We start from the raw sequence: 19,265 nt of genomic DNA, 5'->3' as shown, positions 1-19,265 counted from the left end.
ACCCAAGCAGAAGCCGGACAGCGATACTCGTCCATGGCAGCGGATCGCTTCTGTGTCCCCCCTTGCGCTGGGCTGGTCCGCTGCCACCGGACATTCCAACAGGCCAACGCCCGATGAAGAGCACCAAGACCCGGCATCAACTGTTCCTGCCCGAGGAGATGAGCAGGCGGCTTGAGCATCTCGCGGCAAGTTCGGGGCGGGCGCGGTCTGAGATATTGGTCGAGGCGCTCGATGCTTGGTTCAACCGGCGGCAGGCGCCGAAGTCCGACGAGGCCCTCGGCATCCGCCTCACCAGGATCGAGCGCAACACCGACTGGCTGCGGCGCAACCAGGCGCTGGTCTGGGAAGTGCTGGCCCGCATGGTCCGGCATCAGCTCACCACCGGGGCCATGACCCCGGTTAACGCCGCCGCGCAGGCCGCAGGGGCAAAGATGTTCGCCGAGCTGATCAACGAGATTGCCGACCGGTTCGCGGGCAAGGCAGCGCCAGCCACTGACGATCCCATCACCCGAAAGCTGAGGAGTTTGCAATGAGCCGTGAGCATCGACCGCTGAAGGATACCGATCTGCCGCAGCAGGACCGGATCGAACCGATCACCGTGCGCATTCCCGACGCATGCCGCATGCTCGGGATCAGGCGCAGCAAACTCTATGAGCTCATCGCAGAGGGCGAGATCAGGACGCTCAAGCTGGGAAGTGCCACGCTCGTGCCGGTAGAGGGGATCAGGAAACTGGTGGCCCGGCTCAAGGAAGGTTGATCTGGAAAGCTGCCGGGCGGCAATGCGCCATTTGTCGCCGCTCAACTCTAAAATTTGCGATGCCAGAAACGGCCGGTCTGCTCTACCGAGAAATGAGACGATATTTTCGAGCTGCAATTGATAGCTGGAAAATCTGAGAATGTTGTTGCACGACAGGCGGATGAAAAACGCTCGCATTTCCTTATCGGTTCTGTCGCTTATATCGGTCGCCGCCGTGCCCGCCCCTGCCGAGCCCAAACATAGGGCGACCCCACTAACGAGTCCGGGCACATGGTTCACAGATGCCGATTATCCCATGGATGCCGCGCGCGCCGAAATCGAAGGCACCACCGTATTCCGGCTGGAGATCAACAGCGCAGGAGTGCCACAGCGCTGCATCATCACCACAAGTAGCGGGTCCGCCAGTCTCGACAACGCGACCTGTGACAAGCTCATGGTTCGTGCCCGCTTTACAATCCCGAAAGATGCCAGAGGCAGGTCCGTTTCGGATATATATAATGGTAGGATAACCTGGCGCCTACCCGATACAAACGCACCCGCGCGACTTCCGTCTATTCCTCACATGATGAAGGTGACTTTCTATGTGAATCCCGATGGAACGACATCTGATTGTATCGCGACATTAAACGATGTGGAGCCTGGTCCTCCTGAAATATGCGCCACCCAGGTGTTGAACCGGCATTTCCCCGTACAAAATGATGCGTCGGGTAAACCCGTGCGGCAGAAGTTGCGAATGGTGATGGGCATCGAAAAGGTTGCGGATTAACCTCAGACTCAGGGCTTGCTTCAACGCGATTTCATTTGCCCGGCCCCTGGCACGGTGTGTTGGAAGCGGCCCAGTCAATCTGATCGCCCTTGTCGAGCATGGGTTCGCTCCGGCCGACATCAGCCTTCAAGGTGAAATCCTGTTCCACTCGTGTCATATCGTTGTCAAAGCCAGGAATGAGATCATTTGCGGTCCTGACATCCTCCGCGCTGATTTCTGGGGTCAGGCTGCGGGTGGATTGAACTGATCGCACGACATTGTCATTGATCGAAATGCCCCGCCAATAGGCTACGCCACCGAGGGTACGGTTCATGCGCTTGCCCGCTACGTTCCAGTGCCAGTTGCCGTTGGGCTTAGGCAGGCGCAACACCGTCGCCCAGCAACGGAACCGGGGAAATTCAATGGCAAAGGGCGCTGACTGATCCTGTTCCTTGGGACGTTTTCGCTTGTTGGGGGCGTAAAGCCCCGCACCGTGCATGTAGCTGTACCAGCCATCTTGATCGCTGCCCTTCCATTCGAGCTTTCCCCGTCCGGTCAGGGTGAGGATCAACGCGGCTTGGTTTTCGGCATAACGCCACTCCACCTTATCCGCATCGACCCAGTCAGCCTGCTGTTGCCAATAGCTCTGCAACTGGCGGTCCGCTTCCTCAGGTGACAGACTGGCCAACATTGTGCGCATGGCATAGATTTCGTCGCCGCGCAGAATATTGCGAAGCGTCACCCTGGCGGGCTTTGCTATGCCTTCGCGCATATCGACTTCCTCGAAGCCGATCAGTTGTGGTTCCTTTGGTGCGGTGGGCGCCACGGCCTCCAGCGTGCCGCCTTCCTTGCGCAGCGGGAGCACCCAGCGAAAGGACGGCGGTGGGATTAGTGCAAGATGCTGATCGCCAAGCCTGGTGCCGTCCAACCAATAAGGCTTGTCCCCTATGGTTGCGCGGACCAGGACATGGTCGAACAGCACGGGACTTGGCAATCGCTGGTCCAGCCCATCGCCACCCGCGGTCTGGACCAGCACCGCCTCTGCTGGAACGTCCAGTTCACGCAGGATGGCAAGCAACAATGCGGTTTTGGCCTTGCAGTCACCAAACCGGCGCGTCCAGCTTTCGTCGATAGTGGCAGGGCGATAATTTCCGCCGTTCAGCCCCACATACACGTAGCGGATATGGTTCTGCACCAGCGCTAAAGCGGCTTCGGCTCGCGCCGCCGGGTTCTTATCCGCTGCGGCAATCTTTGCGATTTCCTGCCTGAGCGGCGATCCCGGCTTCAATGCCGACGCTTCGTCGAAAAGCCCCCACATGCGCCTGGAAACATCTGCCCAATCGGTAAAATCCGAATATTCCAGCAACCGGCGCACATTATAGCGCGCTGGTGCGCCATCGGTCGGCGTGGCGGACTTGGGATCACGCAGTGTATAGTCGACCGCCTTATAATTATCCTCAGCCTTTGGTGTGAGTTCACCCATGTCGGCTGTTCCCTGCCAACGCAGCGTTTGGCCCGCAGGCCAACTCAGTCGCATACGATAAGCGCCTGGGTTTCCTTGTGGCGGCAACGCGCTGAGGCCAAAATGATGGTCGCCCAAGGTCGGATCCTGTCCGTGGATGGTGGCCGCAAACTCCAGTTCGTCGCCGACCTGAAGTCCGGGCGTTTGCAAACTTGCCGTCAGGATTCCGGTCAGCATGGAGGCTTCAAGGTTGACCTCTTGCCGTACGACAGCGAAGCGCGCTTTTTTTAGTACATCGATCGGTTTGCCGTCGCGCCAGATACGCAGGTGATGGACGGTTGCGGAGCCGCTTGCAGGATTCCAGCTCGCGGCGATATTGCCTATGGACAAGGCGTCGGCGGTGAGCAGCCTGATGCGCCATGCAGTATAAATATCGTCGCCTTTGTCGCCTACGCGTGTCTGCGTATCAGAATAAATGGTACGCGCAGCCGCCCCCACCTGCGCAATCCCTTCAGTCGGTGCAGGCGTTGGCAGCACCCAAGCAGCAGGCTTGCCATATTGAACTTTGTCGGCGGCGAGCGCCGTATTTGCTGCAATAGCCGCAACGGTCAGACCAATGATACTCCGCAGCAAAACTACCCCCAAATTGTTGTAAGATCTAGCAAAACCCTTATCTTCCTTAGCGACTCTAGCACATCGATTGGTTGGATGACGAGAGCATCGTCAGGGGCTGGCCGACATGCCCACAAGATGGAATCCTGCTCAATTCCTATCATCATTCGTGTTTGCGAGATCGGTTGTTAGTTGTAGCTTGCCCGTCTGTTAACGACCAGTTGCAGACACCCAATCTTCCATTGCCTTAGACTGGAAGCGGTCATACCAATAGCCAAGATGAAGAACGAAACCTAATATCGACGGCTCGTTTTGCAATTTCAAAGTCAGCACAGTTGTGATTCCCGTACTGGTTTCCCTGATGTGGTTGGCAACCGTCACGGATCACCTGTTCGACATGGGATGGGGTTGGGATGCGCGGATCATTTGGACTGCGCCTATCATAGTTGCTGGAGCGGTGAGCGTGCGCCTCATTGGATTAGCGATATGCCGAGCGGTCGGAGCAATCCCGCATAAATGACGACCATTTTTTGCCGTTCTCGCGATTTAGCCATGGCGTGAAACCAGAAGTTGCCGGCTAGGTGTTTTGGGCAGCCTGTTGATGGAACGCGCGATTATGGTAACGAGACGGAATGTTCAGCAATCCTCATTTTGAGCGCGTCCGTCAGATGTTTGCGGATCAGTTCGAGCCTGACGGCGACAGCTTTCTCTATCGTAAGAGCATGAAGGGCGCGCCGGTCCGCGTCAGCGGGACTGAACGGGATGAGTTCGTGAAGTCGTTCAATAGACGATTACGCTACGCTATGTGGTTGATATTTCCAGCCACGCTGATCTTAATCGGCCTTCTAGTTTGGCTGGTTCCTGACGTTAATAGCGCCGCTGGGCATGTTGCCACCTATGCTGGAATTGCCGTTATTTTGGCGCCCTTTTTGGCCAGTTATTATTGGGCTTGGAACGCGCCTTCGCGCGAGTTGCAGCGTCGTCCAGCGGAAGGAGTAGCGCGCTCGCGCGAAGAGGTCCGGCGATTGATGTTCTCCAAGATGACATACGGTCAACTCGGGTTTGTGGCACTGGCGGGGATCGCCCTTGTATGGAAAGCATTAGGCGATACTGATATATTCCATGGATGGGGTGTCCTCTGGCTCCTGTTTGCGGCGCTACTGATCGCTGCCGCAGGCGCCCAAGCCATTCGGAAATGGCGTTACGAGCGAGGTTAAATGGTTGGCAGGGTTGAAGCGCCCCAAAATTGCCGACGATAGTCATGGCAGCTTCGAAGAAGTTTGGTTCATAAGCCGACGGTCTGCTACCCACCCGCCTTCGGCGTTCCCGACCTGCGAATCACCCCGCGCCGCCGATAACCCGCTGGTCCGGTTCGGGATGGGAAAGCGGCCCAGCGGCAGGCGACCATATGCAGACATTGTGAGCCGCGCAGCGAGCAGCCATAATCGGTCGTCATGAGCGCATCAATTTTCCCTTTGGCTTTTGCCGTTCTGTTTGCTGTTCTTCTCGTCCGGGGCTTGGCGACGGGTATTATGCCTTCATACGGCCTTTCTCCAAGGCGGCGTAAGGGGCCATTATTGTTCTGGATGCATACCGGACGGTTAGTCGCACTGACGCTCATGACTGGGTATGCGGCATTCGCTATATGGGTCGCAGGTATGTGACGGACAGCAGTCGGCCAGAAATGGACACTTGATGCCGCGCTGCCAGCATTTAAAAGCGGCCACGGCGCAGCTTGCGAAGCATCCGCATTACCAAGGGTCTGCGCACCAGCCACGATCATCAAGATAACGAAACGCTTGTTGATGTGTTTTCCAACTCCGGTCAGGATATTCTTGTAAACGGGTTGCCACAAATCGTTCTGTTATCGAGCATTGCACCTTGTTGCGCTGCTCTCTGTTCCACTCACATTTTAAGTTTTTGACCTGATACTTTCCAGCAGCTCTGTCAGCGCATGGCCCTGTGCCAAGCATACATGCGCAGCTTCTCAACATAGCAGACACCGCCGAATTCTCCGTGGGAAGATCGGGCGAAGTCGCAGGAATGTGGGGCGAACAAGCACCTAGAACGAGCGACAAAAAGAGGCACTTCGTGCCCTGTTTATCGCGCGTGACGACATGGCTTTTGGCGCCGACGCCAAATGAGCGAAACCTAGTTAACGACAACTGCCCCCTCCCAAATTTCAGCACTCGAATGTCGGCTTAATGCATTAATTGTGCATAAGCGGAATGTCGCCTACCCACCCATCGGCGCTATTCGGTGCCCTTGCTGCCGAACATACGATGGATCGCTTCCCAGAATAACGCGGTGCCCATTACACCGGCGGCAGCGAAGCGTTGACCATCGACAAGCAGCCACCCTGCCAACGCGACCGTGAAGACCCAGAGCGCGATAATCCATGGCTTCGTCATAGGTCGAGCCTACAACGAATGTCGGCAGCTTACCACCATGCCATGCTCGACAGCGGACCGTCCCCTTCCCACCATGCATCGTCGCTCACCGCCAGCGAGTCGCTCTGCGTTGCCATAACCCGCTGGTCCGGTTCGGGCTTGGAAAGCAGCCCAGCGGCAGGCGACAGGACCGAACTGGTTGGTTGTGGACCGAGGCCATCTGAATTTCGTGCTGCTATGACCAGGCTGGGTGGTTTGCGGGCTGGCAGCTTTTTTTGCACGAAAGAGCAAAGCTGCCATCGTAGGAACCCGATCATCAAACTCGCTAGATAGGCTCCATTCTAAAGTCGCCATTAGATAGCCTTCTCGCAAGGGGCATTCCGGTATCGCCTCGATAGACTCCATCCAATCTGGATTCAGGATAAGCTCCCAACCACCCCAACCGCTTCTCAATTCCCGTCGTGACAGGATCATCGGTCACTTGCAGGGTAATCCGGCGTACCCCGACCATGTCGGGGTTGACCGCCCCAACGCTCTTTGGATTGCCCAGATCACCAAAACTCACCAGCATCGGATAATCCTCACGCCGAAGCACGGCGAACGGTTTGACATCTTCGGCTTCGTCGTATGCCTCTTGCCATTCGTGCAGCTTGAATTGCCGCGAGAGGGGCGGTTTCAGGTCAGGGTAATTGAGCACACGCGGCACCATGGCATAAATGCTGCGCCCTTCGGGTCCGCTTAGCAGTGCAAATATTACACGCCCGCCGCCAAGATCGACCGCCACCGCTTCACCGACAACCCCGCCGCCACCGCCAGAGCCAAGCTCTTGCGGGACCAGAGGCTGAGCCCCCTGTTGCCGCGTCTCTATCACCGAAGAGCCGGTCCTAAGGCCAGAAGGCGTATCCACTTCAACAGTAATCCGATACCGCAGCCGTCCGCGTTTCGCACACCCTGCCAGCGCCATCGCCGCAGCCGACGCCAAAAGACCAATCACCCCACGTCGCGCCATCATGCAGTCGTTCTTAACTCGCATCATATAACCCTGCGAACTCCGTCGCCTTCCAATAGCGGAATATTCTTAAGAACGATGGCATGGCCGACAAACAGGTATTTTCCGTCAGTGTCCGGTTCGGAGTAAGACACAAGGCCAGTTAAAAGACCGGCTATGGTCGCTTCCGCTGGGGCAGCTTTCGGGGAGGGCTAAGCGGACTTAGATGCAGTCGCCTGTGGAACAGACCGCAAGAAGGCCCGCGAGGGGCAAGGCAGGAATACCGATGATCGTATAGATGACCATCAACCCGACGGTAATTTTACGCGACCATCCCGCCGACCCGATAGCCACCATGCCAATGAGCCATGCCAGAACAAGTATGGCATACGTCAGAGGCCTCGATCCGAGTGCGAACAAGCCGGTGTGCGCAGCGGCAACCAGCAGCAAAGCAGGTGCTATAACCATGGCGACTGCTGCATTTAATGAACGAACCATGCCGCATTCTCGCACGATGACGGGCGTTCGAGCAACGTCTGGTTACAGGCGCCAGCGGACCAGTCATTAACGGCGAAAACTGGTCGCCTGCCGCTGGGCGGCTTTCCAATCCCGAACCGAACCAGCGGGTTATCGGCTGCGGGGACTGATTCGCGTGCCGGGAATGCCGGTGCTGGGTGGATAGGGGAATGTCGGCTTTCGATACGGTGACTGTGGTTAGCTACCGTTCGCTTTTAATGCTGCTATGTGATCTTGCATCCAGTCACGTTTTAACGTCGCGTAATTCGCGTCCCTTTGCCGAATGTCCGCATCGTCTGCCCAATTACTCAATTGCTGCCAAGCGTCCTTCTCGACAGGATCAAGGGTCAGCGGGTTCGGCACGGCGGCGTCAAGTTCTTCGTGTTCGATATCGCCGCCGTCAACGACACGTTGAAGCGCCTCTAGTAGGAAGGAGCGAATGGCAGTCATTGGGCAAACATATGACGATATGGAGCGACCGCAAGTGGTCGCTAACGGCGGTGAACCGATGGCGCGAACCGCAGCAGGATCAATCCAATCAGTATCAGCAGGCCCATGACCTGCTTCTCGTAGTCTGCGAACAGGCCCCATCCCGCGTACTCACTGGCCAGGGTGACAAGAAGAACCGCTACGAAAACGCCTGCGATGATTCGCTCGCGCAAATTTGGAGGGCGGGGTTTCCATTCGTATTCTGCGTCACTCATGATCGTGAATTTGTAGCGATGTGCTGGCGGCCGCAACGTCTAATCACATTGTCGGCTTTTAAGAAATGACAGTGGCACGTTGAGCTGCAATTTCTGGTCGATGAAAGCGTGCTGACCTGCGGCTACAATCGAACCTCAGCTATCGCATCGTCCCGTTCCATCTCCCAGCATTCGACCATGTTGAGCACGTCGTCATATGTTTCGTCAGGATGAGACGTGGTGCAAAGGAAGCGGTCAGTCACGGACCCATCGCCCACAACGATTTCATCAATCAAGTCTTCTAATCGCGAACAGCCCGGCCCGACAATCGCAACCAGAGACACGCCAGCCTGAAGGCAGCGCTCTACAAAATCATCAAGGAGGGCCTCGCCAATTAAAGCCAACGTGCCCGCTGGTGTATTTTAACCACCAACCTTATCCGATGATGCATTTCCAGGGTTCAAGTAGGTGGCTTACCGGCTAGGTCATCGAGATAGTCCGACCATGCCTGCATCATCGCTACACGTTCGTCCCAATATTCTCCTCGGGCATAGGCGCGCCGAACCGCGTCAGCTTCAGCATGTGCTAATTGGCGCTCAATAGCGTCTGGATGCCATCTTCCCATTTCATTGAGCAAGGTGCTCGCCATGGCTCGAAAGCCGTGACTCGTCATCTCGTCGCCTGAATAGCCGAGTCTACGAAGCGCTCCGTTCAAAGCGTTCTCGGACATAGGACGCTTCAAGGACTGGAAGCCGGGAAAGACAAACTTACCTGTCCCGGTGATCTCTCGAATGGAAGCAAAGATCGCCAGCGACTGCCTCGATAGCGGTACGCGATGGGGGCGGCGCATTTTCATCTTTTCCGCTGGGATGCACCACAACGCCTTGTCGAAATCGATCTCGGCCCATTCGGCATGACGTAGCTCGCCGGGGCGGACGAAAACATGAGGCGCAAGTCGCAGAGCTGCCCGTGTAACCGCATGGCCATCAAAGGTTTCGATTGCCCGCATGAGTGGGCCGACCTGCTGACTGTTGGTGATTGCAGCCAGATGCTTCACCTTGGGCGTGGTCAGGGCGTCGCGCAGATTGGCCGATAGATCATGTTCTGCCCGTCCGGTGGCGATCGCATAACGAAAGACCCTGCCGCACACACTTCTCAACCGCCTAGCAGTCTCGTGTCGACCGCGACCTTCGACCTGACGCAGAACTGCCAGCAGCTCCATGCTTGTGATCTCGCTGATCTTTCGGTTGCCCAAGGAGGGATAAGCAAACTCAAGCAACCACTTCACTTTGCCAAGGGTGACGGCCCCAAGCCCTTCGCGTTCTCGTTTCGCCAGCCACTCTTCGGCGACGGTCCGAAAGCCAGTGGTCGCTTCGAAAGCTTCGCGTGCCTCAGCTTCCTTGCGTGTTGCCGTCGGGTCCGATCCGGCCGCGAGTAGCTTGCGGGCCGCATCTCGTTTCTCTCGCGCTTCCGCCAGGGTAATCAATGGGAACACCCCCATCGCCATCGTCTTGGCTTTGCCGCCGAACCGGTAATTCATACGCCAGTAACGACCGCCTCCAGGGGTAATCAGAAGGTAGAGGCCGTGCCCGTCTGCGAGCTTGTAGGGCTTTTCACGGGGCTTTGCTTTGCTCAGTGCAAGGGATGAAAGTGCCATGGGGGTATCTCCTGCGGCCACGTTGGCTGATACCCACGAAGATACCCTCAGGTACCCCGGATTCCCAAATCCACGGGCGGAAACCAGCGGACGCCAGACGCAAAAAAACCGCTGTTTCCAGCGGTTTTTTCGATCTATCCGGATTTCTGCGGAAGAACAAATGGTGCCCAGAAGAGGACTCGAACCTCCACGACCTTGCGATCGCCAGCACCTGAAGCTGGTGCGTCTACCAATTCCGCCATCTGGGCACGGGGTAGGAGCGCGCAACTAGCCGCTGGCCGTAGGGCTGTCAATTGCGGCGGGCGCATTATTTTTTATTTTTCTGGTTTCCCGGCCAAGAGCTTTTTACGGCCCTTTTTCAAGGCAACTGCCGCTGAACTGGAGAATAGCATGGATCGTCCCGACATCGCGCCGCCCGCCTTTCACCCTCGCCCGGACGGGTTGCGGCTGGCCTGTCGGCATCGGCCCGGCGCAGGGCCTACGATCGTCTTCCTGCCCGGCTACATGTCCGACATGGAGGGGGGCAAGGCGGTCGCGCTGGACGGCTGGGCGCAAAGCCAGGGGCGGGCGATGCTGCGGCTCGATTATGCCGGCAATGGCGCAAGCGAGGGGCGGTTCGAGGATGGCACGCTGGCAAGCTGGCGCGACGACGCGCTGTTGCTGATCGATTCGCTGGTCCAGGGGCCGGTGGTGCTGGTCGGATCTTCCATGGGCGGCTGGCTGGCGCTGCTGATCGCGCTGGCCAGGCCTGAGCGGGTGGCGGGGCTGGTCGGCATCGCGGCGGCGCCGGACTTCACCGAATGGGGCTTTACCGACGCGGACAAGGCGCTGCTGGCGACGGAGGGGCGGATCGTCGAGCCGACCCCCTATGGCGATAATCCCTATGTCACCACCCTGGCCTTCTGGGAATCGGGCCAGTCGCTGCGGCTGCTGGAGAGGGAGATCGCGATCGATTGCCCGGTGCGGCTGTTGCAGGGACAGGTCGATCCCGACGTGCCGTGGCGGACGGCGTTGCGGATCGCGGAGCGCCTGCGTTCATCCGATGTGCAGACGCTGCTGATTAAGGATGGCGACCATCGCCTTTCCCGCGATCCGGACATCGCGCTGCTGATCCGGACCCTCGCCAGCCTGTTGGACAGCCTGTGATGCCCTTCCTCCTCCCGCTGCTGCTGCTCGCCCCCCAGGCCTATGATCCGGAGGTCGAGGCGGTGATGAACCGCAAGAGGAAGGAAAGGGCGGAGGCCTCCGCCGTCGTTGCGCCCGTTGCGCAGGCCAGCGACGGCCGCATTCCGGTGCCGGACAGATATGCGGCGAAATTCCAGGCCTGCCTGGACCAGGCGGCGGAGGCGCCGGACAAGGGCGTCGCCTTCGCGCAGCAATGGCGGATCGAGGGCGGCAGCTTCTATGCGCGCAACTGCATGGGCTTTGCCTATGCCCGCGCCGAACGCTGGGCGCCCGCCATCGTCGCCTTCGAACAGGGCGCGGACGAAGCCGAGCGCAACGGCGAAATGGCGCAGAGCGCCCGGCTGTGGGCGCAGGCCGGCAATGCCGCGCTGGCCGGCGGCGATGCCGCGAAGGCGCGCGATGATTTCGACGCGGCGCTGGCGCGGGGCCTGCCCGACGGCATGGAGAAGGGCGAGGTCCATCTGGACCGCGCCCGGGCGCTGGTGGCGCTGAACGACGGCGGGAGCGCGCGCGCATCGCTCGACATCGCGCTGGAACAGGTGCCGCAAGATCCCCTGGCCTGGCTGCTTTCGGCCACGCTGGCGCGCCGGTCCGGGGAAATGAAGCTGGCGCAGGCGCATATAGCGCGGGCGGTGCAGCTTTCGCCCGATGATGCCTCCGTCGCGCTGGAGGAGGGCAATATCGCCATCCTCACCGATCATGAGGACGTCGCCCGATCCGCCTGGCAACGCGCGGTGAAGCTGGCGGCGGATGCGCCCGCGGGCAGGGCGGCGGCCGACAATCTGTCCCGCTTGCCGCCGAAGCCCGCCGACTGACGGCTTGCGAAGGGAACCTCGGCCCCTCCTTCTCCGTTGGCCCGCCAGGCGGGACGCGAGGAAAAAGGAGCCTGGGGATGCAGGATCGTCATGGAAAATTCGCGGCGCTCGCCCTGCTGGCGGCAAGCGCGCTGGCGTTGACCGCCTGTTCGCACGGCGCGACGCGCGGCGGACTGATCGGCGGCGCGGGCGGCGCCGTGGTCGGCTCCGCGACCGGCCTCGGCACGGTGGAGGGCGCGGTGATCGGCGGCGCCGCCGGCGCGATCATCGGCGACGACAAGGATTGATCGTCAGTTGAGATAGAAGTCGACCGTCGTAACGACGCGCACCTTCTTGTAGGGCGTATCGCTCGACCCGTCGGCCTCGCCGTCGCGCGCTTCTATCGAGAAATAGCCCTGGGTCGCGCTCTTGATGCCGCCGACGCTGGCGCCGCTGTCGCGGGCGAACTGTTCGGCGGCGGCGCGGGCGTCCCTGGTCGCGGCGGCGACCATCGGGGGCTTCACGTCGTTGAGCCGGGTGAAGCTGTAGCGCATGCCCGATCCCTCCTGCAGGGTGACGCCGCGCCGGACCAGATCGAATTGCTGGGCCACGGCCCGCTGGGCGCGGGCGATGTCGGTCGTGCGCAGCAACATGCGCTGGGTGATGGTGATCGTGTTGACGCCATTGTTGATATATTGGTTGACCCCCGCGCCGGTCGCGGTCAGCGCATCCGGCTTGAAGCCCAGGCTGGCGAAATAGGCGCGCAGTTCCCGCGTGTTGTTGTCGATCTCCGCCCGGACGGCGGGCAGGTCGAACCCGGTGGCGGAATAGCTGATCGACCAGGTGGCGAGGTCCGCGGTCACGTCCTTTTCCGCCAGTCCGCGCACGGTGACGGACCGGTCCGCCGCCCTGGCCCGCTTGAGCCCGTCGCCCAGCAGATAGCCGCCGCCGACCATGCCCAGAGCCAGCACGGCCGCGCATCCCAGGAGCAGCTTGTCATGATAAGTTAAGGCCATGTCCGCCTCCCTCTTCCGTCCGGGCTTGACGCATCCTATCTTGATGCTGCCTTAAGGCTGCGGAGATGAACCGTTGCTTTATGGCGACGAATGGAGTGATCTCTTGCCAAAATATCTGCACACGATGATCCGCGTGACCGACATCGACCGCACCGTCGCATTCTTCCGCCTGCTCGGCCTGGAGGAGCAGAGGCGCTTTGACAACGCGCAGGGGCGGTTCACCCTGGTCTTCCTGGCGGCGCCGGGGGACGAGGATGCGCAGGTCGAGCTGACCTACAACTGGCCGGCCGAGGACGGCAGCCCCGCGGAGGTCTATGGCGGCGGTCGAAATTTCGGGCATCTCGCCTATCGGGTCGAAAATATCTACGAAACCTGCCAGCGGCTGATGGACGCGGGCGTGACCATCAACCGGCCGCCGCGCGACGGGCACATGGCCTTCGTGCGGACGCCGGACAACATCTCGATCGAACTATTGCAGGACGGGCATCTGGAACCGGCCGAACCCTGGGCGTCGATGCCCAATGTCGGAGCCTGGTAGCGCCATGCTGGAGGTCGTCCGCATCCCCGTGCTCAGCGACAATTATGTCTGGCTGCTGCATGACGACGCCAGCGGGGAGACGGTCGCCGTCGATCCCGCCGTGGCGGAGCCGGTGCTGGAAGCGGCGCGGCAGAGGGATTGGACGATAAGCCAGATCTGGAACACCCACTGGCATGGCGACCATGTCGGCGGCAATGCGGCGATCAAGGCGGCGACCGGCTGCACCATCACCGGCCCCGCCGCGGAGGCGGAGAAGATCGGCACGCTGGACCGCATGGTGCGCGAGGGGGACAGCGTCCGCATCGGCGCCCACCAGGCCGCCGTGCTGGAGGTGCCTGCCCATACCGCCGGCCATGTCGCCTATCATCTGGCCGACGACCGCCTGATCTTCGTCGGGGACACGCTGTTCGCCATGGGCTGCGGCCGGCTGTTCGAGGGGACGGCGGCGCAGATGTTCGCCAATATGCGGCGGTTCGCCGCCCTGCCCGACGATACGGTCGTCTATTGCGCGCATGAATATACGCAGTCGAACGGCCGCTTCGCGCTGACGGTGGAGCCGGACAACGCCGCCCTGCGCGCCCGCATGGCGGAGGTCGACGCGGCGCGCTCGCGGGGGGAGGCGACAGTGCCGACCAGCGTCGGACAGGAGCGCGCGACCAATGTCTTCATGCGCGCCAGCGACGTTGCGCAACTGGCCGAGCGGCGGGCGGCGAAGGATGCGGCGTGACGGTTTTCGCGCCGGTCCGGCGTCCTGGAATCGGAACCAATGAGGAGAGGTGCCATGCGTCCGTGGATATTGGGTTCCGGCCTGTGTCTGGCCCCGCTGCTGCTGGCGGGATGTTCGGGCACTCATGAGCCGCCCAGGCTGACCGAAAAGCAGACAAGCGAACTGGAGCGCGCCCTGGCCGGCAAGGTGCCCGGCGAAAAGACGAGCTGCGTCAATCGGGAATCCCAGTCCAACCTGACGGCCATCAGCAACAGCGTCCTGCTGTACCGGGTCAGCCGGCGGCTGGTCTATCGCAACGACCTGATCGGCAGTTGTTCCGGGCTGTCGCGGGGCGACACGCTGATCATCAGGACGTGGGGATCGCAATATTGCCGCGGGGACCAAATAACCAGCGCCGACCTGATGACCGGCATGGTGACGGGAAATTGCGCGCTGGGCGACTTCACGCCCTATCGCGCGCCGTCGAAATAGGTTTGCCGGCGGGTCATGCCGCGTTCCTGCGACGGCAGAACCCGGTCGGCCGGGATTCACCCCTTGTACAGCGCGTCCAGCCGATCCTGATAGCGGGCGCGGATGACGTGGCGGCGGATTTTCATCGACGGCGTCATCTCGCTATTCTCTATGGTGAAGGGTTCGTCGGCCAGGATGAAGCGCCGCACCCGCTCTATCACCGACAGATCGTCATTCACCCGGTCGACCGCGGCGCGCAGCGCAGCCTGATAGGCGGCATCCTTCTCGATGCCCTCCACCTTGCGTCCCTGCTCCGCCGCCCATTCGCGCGTCCATTCGGCGTCAGGCACCAGCAGCCCCACCAGATGCGGCCGCCGGTCGCCATGGACCATCGCCTGCCCGATCTCCGGCTGGAGCGTCAGCATGCCTTCCACCTTCTGGGGCGAGACATTGTCGCCCTTGTCGTTGACGATCAGATCCTTCTTGCGGTCGGTGATGCGGATGCGGCCCTTTTCGTCGATCTCCCCGATGTCGCCGGTGTGCAGCCAGCCATTTTGCAGCGCCCTTTCCGTTTCCGCCGCATTGCGCCAATAGCCATGCATCACCAGTTCCCCGCGGACGAGGATTTCGCCGTCGTCCGCGATCCGCACCTCCACCCCGTCCAGCGGCGGCCCCACCGTGTCCATCGCGATCCCGGCGCGGGGGCGGTTGCAACTGATCACCGGCCCCGCCTCGGTCTGGCCATAGCCCTGGAGCAGCGTCAGCCCCATGGCGTCGAAGAACAGGCCGACATCGGGATTGAGCGGCGCGCCGCCCGACACCAGCGCCTTCATCCGCCCGCCGAAGCGTGCCGCGATCTTGGGCTTGAGGGTGCGCGCCAGCAGCGCCTTCATCGGCAGGTCGAGCAGCGATTTCCGCCCGCGTTGCTCCTTCGCCGCGATGCGCAGCGCCTGGCCCAGCAGATAGGCGGGGAATTTGCCCTGCTTCTCGATCGACTTGATGATGCGGGCGCGCAGCACCTCGAACAGGCGGGGGACGACGACCATGATCGTCGGCCGCGCTTCCTCGATATTGCTGGCCAGCTTTTCCAGCCCTTCGGAATAATAGATCTGACCCGCCACCATGATCGGCAGGAACTGGCCCCCGCTATGCTCATAGGCGTGGGACAGGGGCAGGAAGGACAGGAACACCTCCTGCCCCCGCCCGAAATCCTCCTCCAGCAACTTGTCGGCCCCCTCGATATTGCAGAGGATGGCGCCGTGATGCTGCATCACCCCGCGCGGCGCGCCGCCGGTGCCGCTGGTGTAGATGATGCAGGCCAGATCGTCGCGCTTCGCCGTCTGGCTGGCGGCGCAGGCCTCGATGTCGGTGGGATAATGGGCGATCAGGTCGCTCCACAGATGGCAGGCGACATCGCCCTGCATGCCGCGCAACGGCTCCATGCCGATGACGAAGCTGGCCTGCGACCGCAGCACGGCGGGCATCAGGTTCTGCGCCAGCTTCGCTGTGGAAACGATGACGGCGCGGGCACCGCTGTCGGTCAGGATATGCTGGTGGTCGCGGGTGGTGTTGGTGGTGTAGGTCGGCACCGTGACGCAGCCCGCCGCCATGATGGCAAGGTCCGCGATGCAGAATTCCGGCCGGTTCTCGCTGACCAGCATCACCGGATCGCCCGGCTTCAATCCCTGCGCCTGCAATGCGCTGGCCAGCGAGGCGACCTCCAGAGCGACCTCGGTCCAGCTGAGCGATTGCCATTCCCCCGCCGCCTTGCGCCACAGGAAAGGGGCGTCGCCCATCGCCCTGGCGCGATCGAAGAACATGGTCACCAGATTGGGAAAACGCTCCATCGCGCTCAAAACGGCATCTCCTCGCTAGCGGCGCGTCTTTTTGGCGCGCTTTCCTGCCTCCCAGGCTATAACCGCGCCATGCCGTAACGGCCATGATTTTTCGCGGATTTCCCGGAAACGCCTGCACGGCGCCCCGTTAAAGCGCCCGTGGCAGGAGCGCGCTATATTCCGGGGCGGCCGCCGATGTCCGCCAGCCATGAAATAATTAGTGGGCTAATGATCCTCATGCCCCTCGGCCAGCGCCTCCAGCACATCGTCCAGCCGCGCCGCGTCGCCAAGCGCGATCACCCGGCCGTCGCTGTCATGGGTGAGCGGTTCGCCGGCCCAGTCGCACATCCGCCCGCCCGCGCCCTCGACCACCGGCACCAGCGCCGCCAGATCGTGCAGCTTCAGCCCTGCCTCGACCACGATGTCGACATGGCCGGACGCGACCAGTCCGTAATTATAGCAGTCGCCGCCCCAGACGGTGTCGCGGCACTGCCCCGCAAGGCGCGAGAAATGCTCGGCGGTGCAGCCGGGGAAAAGCTGCGGCGCGGTGGAGGCCAGGATCGCCTGGTCCAGGGCGCGGCAGGCGCGGGTCGTCACCGGCCTGCCGTTGAAGGTCGTCGGTTGCCCCATCATCCCCGCCCAGCGTTCGTCCGCTATGGGCTGGTCGATGATCCCGATGGTGGGCCAACCCGCCTGCGTCAGCGCGATCAGCGTGCCGAAGATCGGCCGCCCGGCGATGAAGCTGCGCGTGCCGTCGATGGGATCGAGGATCCATACTCGCTCCGCATCCTCGCGGGCCGCGCCATATTCCTCCCCGATGATGCCGTCCTGCGGCCGTTCCTTTTCCAGGATCGCGCGGATCGCTGCTTCCGCCGCCCGGTCCGCCTCCGTCACGGGGGACTGGTCGGATTTGAATTCCATGTCGTAGCGCGCGCGGAAAAAGGGGCGGATCGCCGCGCGGGCGGCGTCGGCAAGGCGGTTGGCAAGGGCCAGGTCGTCGCGGGTCGTCATGCCGTCGGCCTAGAGCATTTTGTGGCCGGGCGGAACGGTCGACGACCGGAAAATGCACAAACAGATGTCGCGGCGATCGCATGCAAGGGATAGGCTGGACTTCGCCGATTCCCTGAAGGAGGGACATGATGCCCGGTTCTCCCGTCATCCCCGCGCTGCGCTATGCCGACGCGCCCGCCGCCATCCGGTTTCTCTGCCAGGCCTTCGGATTCGAAGTGCAGGCCAGTTACGAGGACGCGGAGGATCCGCATATCATCCACCATGCCCAACTCGTGCTGGGGGAAGGCATGGTCATGCTGGGCAGCGCCCGCGACGGCGAGGCGGAGTCGCTCTACAGCTGGACCACGCCCCGCGAACTGGGCGGCGTCACCGCCTGCATCTATGTGGTCGTGCCCGATGCCGACGCCCATTGCCTCCATGCCCGGAACGAAGGCGCCGTGGTGGTCAGCGAGCCGCATGACAATGACGGCTATCCCGGACGCGGCTATGAGGCGCTGGACCCGGAAGGCAATGTCTGGAGCTTCGGCACTTACGATCCCTGGGCTCATTTCGCCTAAAGTTCCGCCGCTTCGGGTCGTCCTACTCCTTCGGCATGTCTTGAAGGAGTTGCTGGTGGCGCTGATCGGCTGGATTGCGAGTTTCATGGCCCTGTTCGGGGGGGTGGCGCTGTGGCAGGATATGCCGTCCGACGGCTCGCCCGCATTGGCGAACATCCTGTTCATGCTGGCCCTGCTGACCTGCCCCTGGCTGTGGCGCGACAAGCCGCTGGGCATATCGCTCAGCCAGCGCATCTTCCTGGCCATGGCGCTGCTATGCAGCCTGCCGCTGCTGCTGTTTCCGCGCAACTGAGCAAAGTCGCGCCGCGCAACTTTGTCGAACGGACATGAAAAACGCTGCCGACGATCACGCCGGCAGCGTTTTTCATGTCCCTCAAGGCGATCTCAGTCGAACAGGCTGGAGACCGAGCTTTCGTCCGCGATGCGCTTGATCGCCTCGCCCAGCAGGGGTGCGATCGGCAGGTGACGGATGCTGCTCGCGCCGCACACCGCGTCGGTGCCCTGAATCGAATCGGTGATGACCAGTTCCTTGAGTTCCGACGCCTCGACCCGCGCTACCGCGCCGCCCGACAGCACGCCATGGCTGACATAGGCGACCACTTCCTCGGCCCCAGCCGCCTTGAGCGCGCCCGCGGCATTGCAGAGCGTGCCCGCCGAATCGACGATGTCGTCGATCAGCACGCAGAAGCGGCCCTTCACGTCGCCGATGATGTTCATGACTTCCGATTCGCCGGCGCGCTCCCGCCGCTTGTCGACGATGGCGAGCGGGGCGTTGTCCAGCCGCTTGGCGAGGGCGCGGGCGCGCACCACGCCGCCCACGTCGGGCGACACGACCATCAGGTTGCGGTCGCCGAAGCGCGCCTGGATGTCGGCCGACATCACCGGCGCGCCGAACAGATTGTCGGTCGGAATGTCGAAGAAGCCCTGGATCTGCCCGGCGTGGAGGTCCACCGACAGCACGCGGTTGGCGCCCGCCGTGGTAATCAGGTTGGCGACCAGCTTGGCCGAGATCGGCGTGCGGGGGCCGGGCTTCCGGTCCTGCCGGGCATAGCCAAAATAGGGGACGACCGCCGTGATTCGCTTGGCCGAGGCGCGTTTCAGCGCATCGATCATGATCAGCAATTCCATCAGATTGTCGTTCGTCGGATAGCTGGTCGACTGGATCACGAACACGTCCTCGCCGCGGACATTTTCGTGAATTTCCACGAAAACCTCTTCGTCGGCGAAGCGGCGGACGCTCGCGTCGGTCAGGGGAATCTCGATATAGTCGGCGATGGCGGCCGCGAGCGGCTTGTTGGAATTGCCGGTCATGAGCTTCATGGCCAAACCCCTAAAAGTAAAT

General features: G+C 61.6%; 23 protein-coding genes and 1 tRNA gene. 12 read left to right on the top strand and 12 right to left on the bottom strand.

The features are described from left to right. The first annotated feature begins 113 nt into the window (after positions 1-113). From Sj15T_RS15515 to Sj15T_RS15505, 3 genes are all read left to right on the top strand, one after another. Positions 114-533 carry a hypothetical protein gene (locus Sj15T_RS15515; RefSeq protein WP_013038966.1) on the top strand — a complete coding sequence of 140 codons (420 nt, stop codon included), beginning with the start codon at positions 114-116 and terminating at the stop codon, positions 531-533. Next, positions 530-757: a helix-turn-helix domain-containing protein gene (locus tag Sj15T_RS15510; protein ID WP_013038965.1), complete on the top strand. Its 228-nt coding sequence runs from the start codon at positions 530-532 to the stop codon at positions 755-757. Before Sj15T_RS15515 ends, Sj15T_RS15510 begins: the two co-directional genes overlap by 4 nt. Before the next feature lie 139 nt (positions 758-896). Further along, complete coding sequence (locus Sj15T_RS15505) at positions 897-1,523, top strand: energy transducer TonB (RefSeq protein WP_013038964.1); 627 nt, start codon at positions 897-899, stop codon at positions 1,521-1,523. A 31-nt stretch (positions 1,524-1,554) separates the two neighbouring features. Here Sj15T_RS15505 and Sj15T_RS15500 read toward each other — a convergent pair whose 3' ends face one another. Next, positions 1,555-3,597 (bottom strand): DUF3857 domain-containing protein, encoded by a 2,043-nt coding sequence (locus Sj15T_RS15500; RefSeq protein ID WP_013038963.1) that lies wholly within the window; start codon positions 3,595-3,597, stop codon positions 1,555-1,557. Positions 3,598-4,208: 611 nt separating this feature from the next. Here Sj15T_RS15500 and Sj15T_RS15495 point away from each other — a divergent pair. Beyond that, positions 4,209-4,793, top strand: coding sequence for a hypothetical protein (locus Sj15T_RS15495; protein ID WP_013038960.1), 585 nt, complete (start codon positions 4,209-4,211; stop codon positions 4,791-4,793). A 1,035-nt stretch (positions 4,794-5,828) separates the two neighbouring features. On the opposite strand, the gene Sj15T_RS15490 is transcribed toward Sj15T_RS15495, so the two are convergent. The 7 genes from Sj15T_RS15490 to Sj15T_RS15460 all read right to left on the bottom strand — a co-directional run bounded on the left by Sj15T_RS15490 (position 5,829) and on the right by Sj15T_RS15460 (position 10,058). After that, positions 5,829-5,987, bottom strand: coding sequence for a hypothetical protein (locus tag Sj15T_RS15490; protein WP_007682921.1), 159 nt, complete (start codon positions 5,985-5,987; stop codon positions 5,829-5,831). A 304-nt stretch (positions 5,988-6,291) separates the two neighbouring features. Continuing rightward, a complete protein-coding gene (locus Sj15T_RS15485) occupies positions 6,292-7,002 on the bottom strand; it encodes a hypothetical protein (protein ID WP_007682923.1) in 711 nt (236 codons plus the stop codon). Positions 7,003-7,176: 174 nt separating this feature from the next. Continuing rightward, positions 7,177-7,452, bottom strand: coding sequence for a hypothetical protein (locus Sj15T_RS15480; protein ID WP_013038956.1), 276 nt, complete (start codon positions 7,450-7,452; stop codon positions 7,177-7,179). A gap of 216 nt (positions 7,453-7,668) precedes the next feature. Further along, complete coding sequence (locus Sj15T_RS15475; RefSeq protein WP_129965618.1) at positions 7,669-7,920, bottom strand: hypothetical protein; 252 nt, start codon at positions 7,918-7,920, stop codon at positions 7,669-7,671. A gap of 41 nt (positions 7,921-7,961) precedes the next feature. Continuing rightward, positions 7,962-8,174: a hypothetical protein gene (locus Sj15T_RS15470; protein ID WP_025771247.1), complete on the bottom strand. Its 213-nt coding sequence runs from the start codon at positions 8,172-8,174 to the stop codon at positions 7,962-7,964. A gap of 439 nt (positions 8,175-8,613) precedes the next feature. Then, a complete protein-coding gene (locus Sj15T_RS15465) occupies positions 8,614-9,810 on the bottom strand; it encodes an integrase arm-type DNA-binding domain-containing protein (RefSeq protein WP_013038952.1) in 1,197 nt (398 codons plus the stop codon). Between the two features lie 161 nt (positions 9,811-9,971). After that, a tRNA-Leu gene (locus Sj15T_RS15460) sits at positions 9,972-10,058 on the bottom strand. A gap of 142 nt (positions 10,059-10,200) precedes the next feature. Between Sj15T_RS15460 and Sj15T_RS15455 the strand changes: the two genes are divergently transcribed. From Sj15T_RS15455 to Sj15T_RS15445, 3 genes are all read left to right on the top strand, one after another. After that, positions 10,201-10,956 (top strand): alpha/beta hydrolase, encoded by a 756-nt coding sequence (locus Sj15T_RS15455; protein WP_013038951.1) that lies wholly within the window; start codon positions 10,201-10,203, stop codon positions 10,954-10,956. Continuing rightward, positions 10,956-11,810 (top strand): hypothetical protein, encoded by an 855-nt coding sequence (locus Sj15T_RS15450; protein ID WP_013038950.1) that lies wholly within the window; start codon positions 10,956-10,958, stop codon positions 11,808-11,810. The genes Sj15T_RS15455 and Sj15T_RS15450 overlap by 1 nt, the downstream gene beginning before the upstream one ends. Before the next feature lie 77 nt (positions 11,811-11,887). Beyond that, complete coding sequence (locus tag Sj15T_RS15445; RefSeq protein ID WP_007686923.1) at positions 11,888-12,097, top strand: glycine zipper domain-containing protein; 210 nt, start codon at positions 11,888-11,890, stop codon at positions 12,095-12,097. Between the two features lie 3 nt (positions 12,098-12,100). On the opposite strand, the gene Sj15T_RS15440 is transcribed toward Sj15T_RS15445, so the two are convergent. Beyond that, positions 12,101-12,805 carry an SIMPL domain-containing protein gene (locus tag Sj15T_RS15440; RefSeq protein ID WP_007686926.1) on the bottom strand — a complete coding sequence of 235 codons (705 nt, stop codon included), beginning with the start codon at positions 12,803-12,805 and terminating at the stop codon, positions 12,101-12,103. Positions 12,806-12,908: 103 nt separating this feature from the next. Here Sj15T_RS15440 and Sj15T_RS15435 point away from each other — a divergent pair, with 103 nt between their 5' ends. From Sj15T_RS15435 to Sj15T_RS15425, 3 genes are read left to right on the top strand one after another with little or no spacing between them, the layout of a single operon-like run. Next, positions 12,909-13,343 (top strand): VOC family protein, encoded by a 435-nt coding sequence (locus Sj15T_RS15435; RefSeq protein WP_025160459.1) that lies wholly within the window; start codon positions 12,909-12,911, stop codon positions 13,341-13,343. 4 nt (positions 13,344-13,347) lie between these two features. After that, complete coding sequence (gene gloB, locus Sj15T_RS15430; protein ID WP_007686930.1) at positions 13,348-14,070, top strand: hydroxyacylglutathione hydrolase; 723 nt, start codon at positions 13,348-13,350, stop codon at positions 14,068-14,070. A 54-nt stretch (positions 14,071-14,124) separates the two neighbouring features. Then, entirely contained in the window at positions 14,125-14,541 is a 417-nt protein-coding gene (locus Sj15T_RS15425) for a hypothetical protein (RefSeq protein ID WP_013038948.1), read from the top strand. Between the two features lie 56 nt (positions 14,542-14,597). Here the strand turns inward: Sj15T_RS15425 and Sj15T_RS15420 are convergent, their stop codons facing one another. Together Sj15T_RS15420 and hisN are read right to left on the bottom strand one after the other, a co-directional pair. Beyond that, entirely contained in the window at positions 14,598-16,367 is a 1,770-nt protein-coding gene (locus Sj15T_RS15420; RefSeq protein WP_020818696.1) for an AMP-dependent synthetase/ligase, read from the bottom strand. Between the two features lie 213 nt (positions 16,368-16,580). Beyond that, positions 16,581-17,366 carry a histidinol-phosphatase gene (hisN, locus tag Sj15T_RS15415; protein ID WP_013038946.1) on the bottom strand — a complete coding sequence of 262 codons (786 nt, stop codon included), beginning with the start codon at positions 17,364-17,366 and terminating at the stop codon, positions 16,581-16,583. A gap of 128 nt (positions 17,367-17,494) precedes the next feature. On the opposite strand from hisN, the gene Sj15T_RS15410 reads away from it, so the two are divergent. Both Sj15T_RS15410 and Sj15T_RS15405 read left to right on the top strand, forming a co-directional pair. Beyond that, complete coding sequence (locus tag Sj15T_RS15410) at positions 17,495-17,923, top strand: VOC family protein (protein WP_041386201.1); 429 nt, start codon at positions 17,495-17,497, stop codon at positions 17,921-17,923. Between the two features lie 55 nt (positions 17,924-17,978). Further along, complete coding sequence (locus Sj15T_RS15405; RefSeq protein ID WP_013038944.1) at positions 17,979-18,215, top strand: hypothetical protein; 237 nt, start codon at positions 17,979-17,981, stop codon at positions 18,213-18,215. Positions 18,216-18,307: 92 nt separating this feature from the next. Here Sj15T_RS15405 and Sj15T_RS15400 read toward each other — a convergent pair whose 3' ends face one another. After that, positions 18,308-19,243 carry a ribose-phosphate pyrophosphokinase gene (locus tag Sj15T_RS15400; protein ID WP_013038943.1) on the bottom strand — a complete coding sequence of 312 codons (936 nt, stop codon included), beginning with the start codon at positions 19,241-19,243 and terminating at the stop codon, positions 18,308-18,310. Positions 19,244-19,265 lie beyond the last annotated feature (22 nt).

This window comes from Sphingobium sp. TA15, from assembly GCF_037101235.1.
In the GTDB taxonomy this organism is placed as follows: Bacteria; Pseudomonadota; Alphaproteobacteria; order Sphingomonadales; family Sphingomonadaceae; genus Sphingobium; species Sphingobium indicum.
This window is presented reverse-complemented; position numbering and strand designations above follow the sequence as displayed.